Source organism: Ruegeria lacuscaerulensis, from assembly GCF_013033355.1.
GTDB lineage: Bacteria > Pseudomonadota > Alphaproteobacteria > Rhodobacterales > Rhodobacteraceae > Ruegeria > Ruegeria lacuscaerulensis_A.
The window spans coordinates 78,605-92,035 of the sequence record NZ_WQDY01000003.1 but is presented as its reverse complement, the minus strand read 5'-3'; the positions used below and the strand labels follow the sequence as shown (position 1 = coordinate 92,035).

Sequence of the window (13,431 nt, the reverse complement as noted above, 5' to 3'; positions counted from 1 at the left end):
CATGTCCACTTTGGAAAAACTCCCCGTTACTGTGATCACCGGCTTTTTGGGTTCGGGCAAGACCACGCTGGTGCGACACCTGATGCAGAACCCGCAGGGCAAGCGTCTGGCCGTTGTGGTCAACGAGTTTGGCGATGTCGGCGTGGACGGCGATATCCTGAAATCCTGCGCCATCCCCGATTGCCCGGCGGAAAACATCATGGAACTGGCCAATGGCTGCATTTGCTGCACCGTGGCCGATGATTTCATCCCCACGATCGAGGCGCTGATGGCGCTGGAGCCGCGCCCCGAGCATATCCTGATCGAAACATCTGGTTTGGCGCTGCCGAAACCGCTGTTGAAAGCGTTCGACTGGCCCGATATTCGGTCGAAAATCACCGTGGACGGCGTGATCGCGCTGGCCGATGCCGAGGCGGTCGCCGCCGGCCGGTTCGCGCCGAATGTCGAGGCAGTGGATGCCCAGCGCATGGCCGACGATTCCATCGACCACGAAACGCCTCTGTCCGAGGTGTTCGAGGATCAGATCTCCTGCGCCGACATCATCCTGCTGACCAAGCCTGATCTGGCCGGCCCCGGAGGTGTCGCCAAAGCCAAAGAGATCATCGCCGCAGAGGCCCCGCGCCCTCTGCCGGTCGTCGAAGTGGCCGAAGGCGTTGTGGACGTGCGCGTCGTGCTGGGTCTTGAGGCTGCCGCCGAGGATGACATGGAGGCGCGGCCTTCGCATCATGACGGTCATCACGATCATGAACATGACGATTTCGAAAGCATCATCGTCGAACTGCCGGAACAAACCGACCCGCTGGACCTAGTTGCCAAGATCGAACGTCTGGCCACCGAGCTGAACATCCTGCGCGTCAAGGGCTATGCCGCTGTTCAGGGCAAGCCAATGCGCCTGCTGGTTCAGGCCGTCGGCGCGCGGGTGCGTCACCAGTATGACCGTCCGTGGCAGCCCGGCGAAGAGCGCCGTTCGCGTCTGGTGGTGATTGCCGAGCATGACGACATCAAAGAGGCTGAAATCCGCGACATCCTCGTGGGCGTCACCGAGGCTGCCGAGTAAACCATGCACGTCGTCTTCCGCGAAAGCCACGGGTTAGAGGAATCCGAAACCCCAACCGATCTGGGCCAGAGCCCGGCGGATTTGGTGGTGCTGTCGTTTTCCGACAGCGACCTTGGCGCTTTCGCGGCAGGCTGGCATCGTGGCGGCGGGCCCGAAGGTCGGATGCCGACCCTGCGGCTGGCCAATCTGACGGCGCTGAAACATCCTCTGTCCGTTGACACCTATGTCGAGCAGACGTTGGAGGGCGCAAAGGGCATCCTGATCCGACTGATTGGCGGGGTGCCCTATTGGTCCTACGGACTGCAGCAGGTTCTATCGCTTGCGCAGACCAAAGGGATTGCTGTGGCCGTGCTGCCCGCCGACGGGCGCGAGGATACGCGGCTGGATGACTATTCGACCCTGCCCGTCTCCACCCTGCGCCGCTTGGCGCATCTTTGCGACACCGGTGGCGAGGTTGCAGCACAAGCCGCTTTGGCACAGATGGCATTAGCAGCCGGTCTGTATGCGGGCCCGGTGATGGGCGCCAAGTCCTTGCCCGAATGCGGCGCATGGTGCCCGGACCGCGGTGTGATCCCGGCGGAACAGGCGTTTTCCGGGGATGCGAAACGCATCCTCGTCACCTTCTACCGCGCTTATCTGACATCCGCCGACACCGCCCCCGTGGCCGCCCTAATCCGCAGTCTGCGCGCACGCGGGTTGGACGCCGTAGGCCTATTCGCTCCCTCGCTGAAAGCTCCCACCGCCGCCGACTGGCTGAGCGACACCATCGTATCTCTGGCCCCATCCGCGATCATCAACGCCACCTCCTTCTCGGGTAAAGGCGCATCTGGCACCTCGCCCTTGGACGCCGCCAATGTACCCGTTTTCCAAGTCGCACTGGCCACCTCGCGCCGCAAAGCCTGGGCCGAAGCGGAACGCGGTCTCTCGCCCGCCGACCTCGCCATGCATGTGGTGCTGCCCGAGGTGGACGGGCGGATTTCAGCAGGCATCGCCTCGTTCAAGGAGCCGGGCAAGCGCGACCAGCATCTGGAATATTCCCGCTTTGCCCACCGGGCCGAGGAGGAACGGATCGAGGCCATCCTTGACCGTGTGACCGGCTGGCTGAACTTGCAAGGCAAACCCAAATCCGATCAGGTGCCCGCGCTGGTTCTATCCACCTATCCCGGCAAGGACTGGCAGATGGCCCATGCGGTCGGTCTGGACGCGCTGGCCTCGGCCGAGGCAATGCTGTCCGACCTACAGGCCGAGGGCTATGACACCGCCCCCGCCGAGCCAATTTCTGACTCGCTGTTGGACGCGCGGATTGCATGGCCCCTTGCCGACTATCAGGCCGCGCTGGCCGACCTACCCGAACAGCTACGCATCGACCTGCAAACCGTCTGGGGTGCGCCCGAGAGTGATCCCGCTTTCGCGGATGGTGCCTTCCACTTCACCGCGCTGCGCCGGGGCAAAGCTCTGGTCGCACTGCAACCCGAGCGCGGCACGCCCGAGCTGCGCGATGACGACTATCACGACCTGTCACGCACCCCGCGCCACAGCTATGTCGCCTTCTACCTGTGGTTGCGCAAAAGCCTGCACGCCGACGCGCTGATCCATATCGGAGCCCATGGCACGCTGGAATGGCTGCCCGGAAAATCCGTCGCCCTGTCCAACACATGCTGGCCCGAGGCGCTGATCCGCGACCTGCCCGTGATCTACCCCTTCATCGTCAATGATCCCGGCGAGGCCGCGCAAGCCAAGCGTCGGATCGGAGCCGTCACGCTGGGGCACATCCCGCCCGCGCTGAAAGAAAGCGGCACGCCCGACCGGATGGTCCGGCTGGAATCCCTACTGGATGAGTTCTCGAACGCCGATGGTCTAGACCCCAAACGCCGCGACCGCCTGCAAGAGGATATCCGCGACGAGGCACAGGCCATCGGGCTGGAGAGCGATCTGGGGCTGGATCAGGCCACCTGCACCGCCGAGGCGATTACTCGCATCGACCGCTTTGTCTGCGACATCAAGGAGAGCCAGTTCGGCGACGGTCTGCACATCTTTGGCCGGGTGCCCGAAGTGACCGGCAATTTCGACCCCGCGCCTTCTGCTCATGCCGAACGCAACGCCCTAGTCGAATCATTGGCCGGAAAACGGATTGAGGCCGGACCGTCCGGCTCGCCTTATCGTGGCCGCTCGGACGTGCTGCCGACGGGGCGGAACCTTTATACCACCGACCCGCGATCCGTGCCTACGCGCGCGGCCTATACCCAAGGGGTGAAACTGGCCGAGGAATTGGTACGGAGACACCTGCAAGAGGAAGGCGATTATCCCAAGGGGCTTATCGTTGACCTCTGGGGCTCGGCCACCATGCGCACGGCGGGTGAGGAATTCGCCATGGCGCTGCACCTGCTGGGCGTGAAACCGGTCTGGGACAAAGGGTCCGAGCGGGTGTCGGGCATCGAGGTTCTGCCGATCACCGACCTCAGCCGCCCGCGTCTGGACGTGACGCTGCGGGTCTCGGGCCTGTTCCGCGACGTGTTCCCGACGCTTTCGGCGTTGTACGGTCAGGCGATCCGGGCCTTGTCGGCGCGCGGTGAGGCGGCCGATTGGAACCCCTATGCCGGTCAGGAACCCTCCGCCCGCGTCTATGGCCCCGCCCCAGGCAGCTATGGCGTGAACATGACGCAATTGTCCGAAATCTATACCGATGAGGCGCGCGCACAGGCGGGCGAGGCATGGCTGGATGCCAGCTCTTACGCGTTGGAAGGCGAGCATGTCGCGCAGGACAAGGACGGCATCACCCAGCGCGTCGCCAATGCCGACAGTTTCGTCCACCTACAGGATTTGACCGAGACCGACCTGCTACTGGCCAATGATTACGCCACGCATGAAGCCGGATTTGCCGCCGCCAAAAAGATCACAGGCGGCACGGCGCAGCTGTATCATCTGGACAACACCAACCCCGACACCCCGCGCGCGCGGACCCTGCCCGAAGAGATCAGCCGCGTGGTCCACGCCCGCGCCGCCAATCCGGGTTGGATCGCCGGGATGCAACGCCACGGATTCCGGGGCGCAGCCGAGATCGCCGCGACGCTGGATCATATGGCCTCATTCGCGCATCTATCTGGCACAGTCGCGCCGCATCTGTTCGACCTCTACCACGATGCCACGTTGGGCAACGAAGACGTCGACGCCTTTCTGGCCGAGGCCAACCCAAAGGCCCATCAGGCCATGCAGGACCGGTTCCGCGCCTTGCTGGAGGCGGGACTGTGGAACACGCGCCGCAACTCGATCCGTGCGGATCTGGAGGGGCTGGGATGAGCGCTCCCGTCGTACAGGGCTGGTGCCCCGGCGCGCACCGTCCGATGATGTCGGGCGATGGGCTGGTGGTCCGGGTGCGGCCGCGGCTGGCCCGTCTGACAGCTGAGCAGACCATGGGTCTGTGTGATCTGGCGGAACGCTTCGGCAATGGCACCATCGACCTGACCAACCGCGCCAACCTGCAGCTGCGGGGCGTGGCCGAGGCGGATCATCAATCCCTGCTGGCCGAACTGGCCGCGCTGAACCTGCTGGACGCCGAGCCGGGGATCGAGGTGCGCCGCAACATTCTGGTCTCACCTCTGTACCAAGCCGGAGACCTGACCGCTCGGCTGGCGCAAGAGCTTATTGACCGGCTGGCGGAACTGCCCGCCCTGCCCGCCAAGTTCGGATTTGCCATCGACACCGGACCTGAGCGCCTGCTGGCTGGGAATTCAGCCGATATCCGGCTGGAAACACGCCCTGAGGGTTTGATTTTGCGCGCCGATGGGGCAAACACCGGACGTTTGGTCCAAGAACCCGAGGCCATCGACCAACTGATCGCCCTGGCCGCATGGTTCGCCCAAACCTACACGCCCGAGACGCGACGCATGTCACGCGTGGTCTCGGTTCTGCCACCGGAGTGGCAGGGCGCAGCTCCGGGATCTATTGGGCCTCCGTTGCGACCCGGCCCCTGCGATCCGGGAAAGCTCTATGGTGCGGCCTTCGGGCAATTGCCTGCGCACGCACTGAAGGACCTGATCGCGCAAAGCGGGGCCGTTGCCTTACGCGTCACCCCGTGGCGGTTGATCCTGTTGGAGGGCGGGGCGGCGATACCCGCCCCAGCCTTTGTCACAGATGGCACCGACCCGCTGATGATCACCGACGCCTGCCCCGGCGCGCCATATTGCCCGCAGGCACAGGTGGAAACCCGCGACATCGCGCGCGCTTTGGCGGCACGCGTACCGGGCAGCCTGCATGTCTCAGGCTGCGCCAAGGGATGCGCGCGCATAGGCCCGGCCGATGTGACCCTGATCGGCAATGCCGGAAGATTTGATCTTGTCAAACAAGGCCGCGCGGGGGATGAGCCCTGCCAGACCGGCCTGACCGAAGAAACACTTATGAATATGGACTTCACCTGATGCCCTATACTTATGAAACCGATGGCGCGGCGATCTATAAGGAGAGCTTTGCCACCATCCGGTCCGAGGCTGATCTGGCTCGGTTCGACGCCGACGAAGAACAGGTCGCTGTCCGCATGATCCACGCCGCTGGCATGGTGGGGCTGGAGGAGTTCGTGCATTTCTCGCCCGGGTTTGTGGCCGCCGCCCGCGCGGCAATGGAAAACGGCGCACCGATCCTATGTGACGCGCGCATGGTCAGCGAGGGCGTGACCCGGTTCCGTCTGCCCGCCGACAATGAGGTTATCTGCACACTGCATGACGAACGCGTGCGCCCCTTGGCCGCCGAGATGAGCAACACGCGTTCGGCGGCCGCGCTGGAGCTGTGGCGTCCCCATCTTGAAGGTGCCGTTGTCGCCATCGGAAACGCACCTACTGCCCTGTTCCATCTGCTGAACATGCTGGAAGACCCCGACTGCCCACGCCCCGCCGCGATCATCGGCTGTCCCGTGGGCTTTGTCGGCGCGGTCGAATCCAAAGACGCCTTGTGGGAGGCACAGCCGGTACCGTCCTGCATCGTGAAGGGTCGTCTGGGCGGCAGCGCCATCACCGTCGCCGCCATCAACGCCATCGCGAGCCGCGCGGAATGAGCGGTACCATCTATGGCGTGGGTCTCGGCCCCGGCGATCCCGACCTGATGAGCGTGCGGGCTGATCGCCTGCTGCGCAATGCGCGCCATGTGGCGTTTTTCCGCAAGCCCGGTCGCAGTGGGCAGGCGCGCAAAATCGTCAATGGGATGATCCCCGAAAACGCCGTTGAATTCCCGATGGAATACCCGGTCACGACCGAAATCCCATTGACCGATCCGCGCTATAACGAACTGCTTGCAGCGTTCTACGAAGACTGCGCCGCGCATCTGAAGGCGCTGTCTGATAAAGGCGAGGATGTAGTGGTTCTGTGCGAGGGCGATCCGTTCTTCTACGGCTCTTTCATGCACCTTTACAATCGCTTGCGAGATAAAACTGATGTTGAAGTCGTACCTGCCATCACTGGCATGTCCGGCGCGTGGACAGCGACAGGTGACCCGATCACATGGGGCGATGACATCCTGACTGTTCTGGCAGGCACGTTGTCCGAAGACGTTCTGGCCCAACAGATGGCGCAGACCGACGCGCTGGTGGTGATGAAGATCGGCCGCAATATTGACAAAGTGAAACGCGCGCTGAAAACGGCTGGGCTGTATGACCGGGCGTGGATCGTCGAATATGCCCAGATGCCCAATCAACGCGTCTGCAAGCTGTCTGAAAACTGCGACGGCATCACTCCCTATTTCTCGATCATCATCGTGCATGGACAGGGGCGCAGACCATGAGCGGCTGGGTCAAGATCGCCGGTCTTGGACCGGGGGATGAGGCGCTGGTGACGCCCGAGGTGACCGCTGCTTTGGCCGAGGCCACGGACGTGGTCGGCTATATTCCGTACGTGGCACGCGTGGCCGAACGCGAAGGACTGACGCCGCACGCCAGTGACAACCGGGTTGAGATCGACCGCTCGCAGCACGCGTTGCAGATGGCTGCGGAGGGCAAACGCGTGGTCGTTGTGTCCTCGGGCGATCCCGGTGTGTTTGCAATGGCGTCGGCAGTGTTTGAGGCGCTGGAGAATGGCCCGTCCGAGTGGCGTAATATCCAGATTGACGTGCTGCCGGGGATTACGGCGATGTTGGCGGCGTCGGCCCGTGCGGGCGCGCCAATGGGGCATGATTTCTGCGCCATCAACCTGAGTGACAACCTCAAGCCGTGGTCCTTGATCGAAAAGCGCCTGCGGCTGGCCGCGCAGGCAGATTTCTCGATGGCGTTTTACAATCCGCGCTCGAAGTCCCGCCCTGAAGGCTTTGTAAAGACGCTGGAAATCCTGCGTGAGGAATGCGAGCCCGAACGGCTGATCCTGTTCGCCCGCGCCGTATCGCGCGCGGATGAGGCCATTGGGATTTCGACACTGGCCGACGCCACACCCGAGATGGCAGATATGCAGACGGTGGTCATCGTCGGCTCGTCCCGCACTCGCGTGATCGAGCGTGACGGCGCGCCGATCGTCTACACCCCGAGGTTCACGCCAGAATGAGCCAGCCAGTCCAGAACCTGAGCGACGCTCGACAGTTCGACCCGCTGCGGCAGGGCCGGACGGTCGATCATCAGCACTGGCAGGCCCAGCGCCCGCGCCGCGTCCAGCTTGGCGCGCGCGCCAAGGCCGCCTGCGTTCTTGGACACGACCAACTGGATCTCATGACGCTGCATCAACGCCTGATCATCGGCCAGAGTGAACGGCCCGCGCGAAACAACCACATCGCAATTAGGCAACGGCAGAGTACCCGGTTCATCGACCAGCCTCAGCAAGTAGCGATGCTGAGGCTGTGTGGCGAACTCCTGAAGATGCATCCGGCCCACGGCCAGAAACACCCGCTGCGGCGCACCGGACAGGGCGGCCACCGCGCCGTCGATATCCGGAACGTGCTGCCAATGGTCTCCGTCCTTTTCCACCCACGCCGGGCGGGTCAGCGCGGCCAGCGGCACCCCGCTTTGATGGCAGGCGGCCACCGCGTTGGCGCTCATCTGCGCGGCGAAGGGGTGCGTGGCGTCGATCACATGGGTTACAGTATGGTCGCGCAGATAGGCGGCCAGACCGGCAACGCCCCCGAACCCGCCTACGCGCACCGGCAGCGGCTGCGGGCGCGGGTTGCCGACGCGACCGGCATAAGAGTAGGTCGCTGGGATGCCCAACTCGGCCACGGTTTTGGCCAAGGCGTTGGCCTCGGTGGTGCCGCCAAGGATCAGGAGATGTGTCATGCATGAAGCTCCGTGGCTGACCGTTCTGGGCCTGGGTGAGGATGGGCTTGATGGCCTGTCGCCTGCAAGCCGTCAAGTGCTGGACCGCGCCGAAATCATCATGGGCCCGCCGCGCCACCTGTCGCTGATCCCCGACAGCCAGGCCCAGCGGGTCGAATGGCCGGTGCCTTTTGCCGACGGGCTGCCCGTGCTGACGGGGTTCCGGGGGCGGCCCACCGTGGTGCTGGCCTCGGGCGATCCGTTCTGGTTTGGCGCGGGGTCTGTCATCGCGCGCAATTTCGAAGCCGGGGAATGGACTGCCCTGCCCGGCCAATCGACGTTTTCGCTGGCCGCCGCCCGGCTGGGCTGGCCGCTGGAGGCAACACTGACTTTTGGCCTGCACGCCGCCCCTCTGACCCGGCTGCGCCCACACCTGTCGCCGGGCCTGCGCGCTATCCTGCTGCTGCGCAACGGGGCTGCGGTGACGGAACTGGCGACTTACCTGACCGAGACCGGTTTTGCTGACACCCGCCTGCATGTGATGGAGGCGCTTGGCGGCCCTCGTGAGCGTTCCCGCAGTGTGTCCCTGACCGAGGCGCTGCTGGGCGGGTTCGATCACCCGGTCTGCGTCGCGCTAGAGGTCGCGGGTGATGGGCGCGCACTGCCGAAATCTTCGGGCAAGCCGGATGAGATATTCGAGACTGATGGACAGATCACCAAACGCCCCATCCGCGCCCTGACCCTGTCTGCGCTGGCCCCACAGCGCGGCGAGCATTTGTGGGATATCGGCGGTGGCACCGGCTCGATCAGCATAGAATGGCTTATGTGTGATCCGACACTGACGGCCACCACGATCGAGCCGCGCGCAGATCGTGCCGAGCGTATTCGCCGCAATGCGGATGCGCTGGGACAGGATCGGCTGAGTGTAGTCCACGGCACTGCCCCAGATGACTTGACCGGGCTTGCGTTGCCCGATGTGGTGTTTATCGGCGGCGGATTGAACGCAAACCTTCTGGCATGGTTGCGCGATGCGCTGCCTGAAGGCACGCGGTTGGTCGCTAATGCGGTGACGCTGGAAAGCGAAACGTTACTGGCGCAATGGCACGACGCATTAGGCGGCGACCTTCTGCGGATCGAACTGGCTCAGGCTGCGCCTTTGGGCCCCCGACGCGGTTGGAAATCTGCCTATCCAGTGGTTCAGTGGAGCGTCACGCTATGATCGTCGCCGGCCTTGGCTTTTCCTCAGCCGCGACCGCGGACAGCCTGCGCGCGGCCTTTACGGCTGCCGCCGCACTCCACCCCGTCAGCGCCTTGGCGACCGTCGCGGACAAGGAAGGTCACGCCGCGCTTGCAGAATTCGCCGCCGAAACCGCCCTGCCCCTGCATTTCATCGCACCCGCCGATTTGGCCGGGCAGCGCACGCTCTCTTGCTCGCCCCGCAGCCGCGCCAGTTACGGCACCGGCAGCGTGGCCGAAGCGTCCGCCCTTGCCGCCGCCGGACTGGGCGCGCGGCTGCTTTCACCCCGACAGATATCAGACGACCGGCTGGCCACCTGCGCCATCGCCATCGGAGGACAGACATGACCGTTCATTTCATCGGCGCCGGACCGGGCGCTGCCGACCTGTTGACCCTGCGCGGGCGCGATATCATCGCGTCCTGCCCCGTGTGTTTGTACGCGGGTTCGCTGGTTCCCGAAGAGATCCTGAACCACTGCCCCGAGGGGGCCAAGATCATCAACACCGCGCCGATGGATCTGGATCAGATCATGGCCGAGATCGAAGCCGCGCATAAGGCTGGACAGGATGTGGCCCGACTGCATTCAGGCGATTTGTCGGTCTGGTCCGCCATGGGTGAGCAAATCCGCCGGTTGAAAGAAATGGGTATCCCGGTCAGCGTCACGCCCGGCGTTCCCTCTTTCGCTGCGGCGGCCGCCGCTCTGGGGACCGAACTGACCCTGCCCGGCCTTGCGCAATCGGTGGTGCTGACCCGCACGCCGGGCCGCGCGTCTTCGATGCCCGAGGGTGAGACGCTTGAGAACTTCGCCCGCACCGGCGCTACGCTGGCCATTCACCTGTCCATCGGCAATTTGGACAAGGTCATTGCCGACCTGACCCCGGCCTATGGGGCTGATTGCCCGGTGGCCGTGGTCTATCGCGCCAGTTGGCCCGATGAGCGCATCATCCGTGCCACTTTGGACACCCTGAAAGACGCGTTGGATGAAAGCATCGCACGCACCGCCCTGATCATGGTCGGCCCCGCGCTGGCAGGCGAAGGGTTCGACGAAAGCTGCCTGTATGCCAAGGATTATGACCGCCGCTATCGCCCGCAAAGCGCCGACAGCCCGTGGTCCAGTTGGAGCCCCGAGGATGAATGACGCGATGACTAACCCTCCGGGCCTTTTGATTTCCGCGCCGTCCTCGGGAACGGGCAAGACCACGGTCATGCTGGGCTTGTTACGTGCGCTGGCCGAGGATGGTCTGACCGTTCAACCCTTCAAAAGCGGACCGGATTATATCGACCCAGCCTTTCACCGGGCGGCGGCGGGGCGGGCCTCGTTCAATCTGGACAGCTGGGCCATGGGTGAGCCTCTATTGGACGCGATTTCAGCGCAGGCTGAGGGCGCGGATATTGTGGTCGCCGAGGGTTCGATGGGGTTGTTCGACGGCGTCGCCAAGCCCGGTGAACTGGGTCATGGGTCCAGTGCGGAAACCGCGTTACGGATGGGCTGGCCGGTGGTGCTGGTGCTGGATGTGGGCGGTCAGGCGCAATCGGCGGCGGCGACGGCTTTGGGGTTCAAGATGTATAACCCCGATCTGCCCTTTGCGGGCGTGATTCTGAACCGCTGCGCCAGCCCCCGGCACGAGCGGTTGACGCGGTTGGGAATGGAACGCGCGGGCCTGCCGGTTCTGGGCGTGCTGCCCCGTCGTGGAGACCTGGCCCTGCCCGAGCGGCATCTGGGCCTGATCCAGGCGGTTGAACATCCCGATCTGGAAAGCGCAATTGTGGGCTATGCCGCGTTTCTGCGCGAACATGTCGATCTTGAGGCGATCAAGCGGGCGGCGTCCTCAGGCCCGAGTGGGCCATCGTCCGCCGCGCTGCCGCGGCCCCCGGCGCAACGGATCGCGCTGGCCCGTGATTCTGCGTTTTCGTTTACCTATCCGCATTTGTTGGAAGGCTGGCGCGCGGCAGGGGCCGAGGTGTTGCCGTTCTCGCCGTTGGCGAATGAAGCCCCTGCGGCGGATGCCGATCTGGTTTGGTTACCGGGTGGATATCCCGAGTTGCATGCAGGCACTCTGGCCGCTGCATCAGTCTTTCAGGAGGGGCTACGGAAACATGCGCGGACCAAGCCCGTGCATGGAGAGTGCGGGGGGTACATGGCGCTGGGACAGGCTCTGATCGATAAAGAGGGTATTTCGCATCAGATGGCGGGGTTGTTGGGGCTGGTGACGTCCTATGAAAAGCGCAAGTTCAATCTGGGCTATCGCCGCGCCGAACTGCTGGCCCCGATGCCCGGCTTTGCCGTAGGCACGGGCCTGCGGGGACATGAGTTCCACTATTCCTCGATCATCGAGCAACCTGACGCGCCTTTGGCCCGTGTGTTTGACGCAGAAGGGGCCGAAGGGCCGCAGACCGGATCGGTGCGTGGCAACGTGACCGGCACGTTCTTTCACCTGATCGCGGAGGCCTCAGCATGAGTGGGTTTGTTTCGTTCATTGGCTCAGGCCCCGGCGACCCGGAGCTGTTGACGCTGAAGGCTGTGGACCGGATGCAGAAGGCGGATGCGGTGCTGTTTGATGACCTCAGCAGCGGGCCGATCCTGACCCATGCGCGCGACGATGCCGATCTGGTAGGCGTGGGCAAACGGGCGGGCCGCCCCTCGCCCAAGCAGGACCATGTCAGCCGGTTGCTGGTGGATTACGCCCTGACCGGGCAGCGGGTCGTGCGGTTGAAATCCGGCGATGGCGGCATGTTCGGGCGTCTGGAAGAAGAACTGGTGGCCCTGCGCGCGGCTGGGATCGAATACGAGATCATACCCGGCATCCCCTCGGCCGTGGCGGCAGCGGCGGCGGCGGGCATCCCGCTGACCCGCAGGCTGACCGCGCGGCGAGTACAGTTTGTCACTGGTCATGATGTCAGCGGCAAATTGCCCGAGGACCTGAACCTGCCCGCTTTGGCCGACCCGGATGCGACCACCGTCGTCTTCATGGGCAAGCGGACTTTTCCTCTGCTGGTCGAAACGCTGAACGCCCACGGTCTGCCGCTGGAGACGCCAGCACTAATGGCCGAATCCGTCTCGACCCCCGAACAAAAGCTGCATCGCAGTACTGTAGGCGCGCTGTCCGAAAAACTGGCGGACGAGATAGGCACCGCCCCGGCGCTGATCCTTTATGGCCCGCTGGCAGAGTTTGACGATGTTTGACCTGACCTTGATCGGCATCGGCACCGGGAACCCTGACCACGTGACCTTTCAGGGCGCGCAGGCGATCCGCTCGGCGGACCTGATCCTGATCCCCCGCAAGGGCGAGAATAAGGCCGATCTGGCCGGGCTGCGCGAAAAGGTCATTGCGCAGGTGACCGACACGCCGCCGCAGATCGCCTATTTCGACATCCCCAAGCGCCGCTCGGAAGACGGGTATCTGCGCGGGGTGGACGAATGGCACGACACTATTGCGCTGCGCTGGCGCGAGGCGATTGCCGCCCATCCCGGCGCACAGCACGTGGCGCTGCTGATCTGGGGCGATCCGTCGCTATACGACAGCTCACTGCGAATCGCGGCGCGGTTGGACCCTCAACCGACGACGCGGGTGATCCCTGGCATTACAGCGCTACAGGCGTTGACGGCGGCCCACGCGATTCCGATCAACGATCTGGGTGCCCCCTACATCGTGACCACGGGGCGGCGGATTCGCGACGAAGGGTGGCCGGACGGTGCATCAAACGTGGCGGTCATGTTGGATGGTGAGTGCTCGTTCCAACATCTTCAGATGGCAGATTATGACATCTGGTGGGGGGCTTATGTGGGCATGACTGAAGAAATCCTGATCAACGGCCCTCTGATCGATGTTGCACAGTCGATTCTGGACATCCGAGCGACTGCGCGCGCTGATCATGGGTGGATCATGGATATTTATCTTCTCAAAAAGCGCGTGATCTGAC

13 protein-coding genes are annotated in these 13,431 nt (G+C 64.2%); 12 read left to right on the top strand and 1 reads right to left on the bottom strand.

What is annotated here, in order from left to right; all coding sequences use genetic code 11:
- Position 1 precedes the first annotated feature (1 nt).
- The 6 genes from cobW to cobJ are packed head-to-tail and all read left to right on the top strand — an operon-like array spanning position 2 to position 7,572.
- Positions 2 to 1,057: a cobalamin biosynthesis protein CobW gene (gene cobW / locus GOW48_RS06550; RefSeq protein ID WP_170752377.1), complete on the top strand. Its 1,056-nt coding sequence runs from the start codon at positions 2 to 4 to the stop codon at positions 1,055 to 1,057.
- Between the two features lie 3 nt (positions 1,058 to 1,060).
- The gene (cobN, locus tag GOW48_RS06545; protein WP_170752374.1) at positions 1,061 to 4,354 is read left to right on the top strand and encodes a cobaltochelatase subunit CobN; all 3,294 of its coding nucleotides are present in this window, start codon (positions 1,061 to 1,063) and stop codon (positions 4,352 to 4,354) included.
- Positions 4,351 to 5,472, top strand: a complete 1,122-nt coding sequence (locus GOW48_RS06540) for a cobalamin biosynthesis protein CobG (protein WP_170752372.1) — start codon at positions 4,351 to 4,353, stop codon at positions 5,470 to 5,472. Before cobN ends, GOW48_RS06540 begins: the two co-directional genes overlap by 4 nt.
- Complete coding sequence (locus GOW48_RS06535) at positions 5,472 to 6,101, top strand: precorrin-8X methylmutase (protein WP_170752370.1); 630 nt, start codon at positions 5,472 to 5,474, stop codon at positions 6,099 to 6,101. The genes GOW48_RS06540 and GOW48_RS06535 overlap by 1 nt, the downstream gene beginning before the upstream one ends.
- Positions 6,098 to 6,823, top strand: coding sequence for a precorrin-2 C(20)-methyltransferase (locus tag GOW48_RS06530; protein ID WP_170752368.1), 726 nt, complete (start codon positions 6,098 to 6,100; stop codon positions 6,821 to 6,823). The genes GOW48_RS06535 and GOW48_RS06530 overlap by 4 nt, the downstream gene beginning before the upstream one ends.
- Positions 6,820 to 7,572 carry a precorrin-3B C(17)-methyltransferase gene (gene cobJ / locus GOW48_RS06525; protein ID WP_170354668.1) on the top strand — a complete coding sequence of 251 codons (753 nt, stop codon included), beginning with the start codon at positions 6,820 to 6,822 and terminating at the stop codon, positions 7,570 to 7,572. Before GOW48_RS06530 ends, cobJ begins: the two co-directional genes overlap by 4 nt.
- Here the strand turns inward: cobJ and GOW48_RS06520 are convergent.
- The gene (locus GOW48_RS06520) at positions 7,545 to 8,294 is read right to left on the bottom strand and encodes a cobalt-precorrin-6A reductase (RefSeq protein WP_170354669.1); all 750 of its coding nucleotides are present in this window, start codon (positions 8,292 to 8,294) and stop codon (positions 7,545 to 7,547) included. The two genes, cobJ and GOW48_RS06520, sit on opposite strands and share 28 nt — an antisense overlap.
- On the opposite strand from GOW48_RS06520, the gene cbiE reads away from it, so the two are divergent.
- From cbiE to cobF, 6 genes are read left to right on the top strand one after another with little or no spacing between them, the layout of a single operon-like run.
- Positions 8,293 to 9,492, top strand: a complete 1,200-nt coding sequence (gene cbiE, locus GOW48_RS06515; RefSeq protein WP_170752366.1) for a precorrin-6y C5,15-methyltransferase (decarboxylating) subunit CbiE — start codon at positions 8,293 to 8,295, stop codon at positions 9,490 to 9,492. The genes GOW48_RS06520 and cbiE overlap by 2 nt on opposite strands.
- On the top strand, positions 9,489 to 9,857 hold the full coding sequence (locus tag GOW48_RS06510; RefSeq protein WP_170752984.1) for a cobalamin biosynthesis protein: 369 nt from the start codon (positions 9,489 to 9,491) through the stop codon (positions 9,855 to 9,857). The genes cbiE and GOW48_RS06510 overlap by 4 nt, the downstream gene beginning before the upstream one ends.
- Positions 9,854 to 10,648, top strand: coding sequence for a precorrin-4 C(11)-methyltransferase (gene cobM, locus GOW48_RS06505; protein ID WP_170752364.1), 795 nt, complete (start codon positions 9,854 to 9,856; stop codon positions 10,646 to 10,648). Before GOW48_RS06510 ends, cobM begins: the two co-directional genes overlap by 4 nt.
- Complete coding sequence (locus GOW48_RS06500) at positions 10,641 to 11,969, top strand: cobyrinate a,c-diamide synthase (RefSeq protein ID WP_170752362.1); 1,329 nt, start codon at positions 10,641 to 10,643, stop codon at positions 11,967 to 11,969. Before cobM ends, GOW48_RS06500 begins: the two co-directional genes overlap by 8 nt.
- On the top strand, positions 11,966 to 12,694 hold the full coding sequence (cobA, locus tag GOW48_RS06495; RefSeq protein ID WP_170752361.1) for a uroporphyrinogen-III C-methyltransferase: 729 nt from the start codon (positions 11,966 to 11,968) through the stop codon (positions 12,692 to 12,694). Before GOW48_RS06500 ends, cobA begins: the two co-directional genes overlap by 4 nt.
- Positions 12,687 to 13,430, top strand: coding sequence for a precorrin-6A synthase (deacetylating) (gene cobF, locus GOW48_RS06490; RefSeq protein ID WP_170752358.1), 744 nt, complete (start codon positions 12,687 to 12,689; stop codon positions 13,428 to 13,430). Before cobA ends, cobF begins: the two co-directional genes overlap by 8 nt.
- Position 13,431 lies beyond the last annotated feature (1 nt).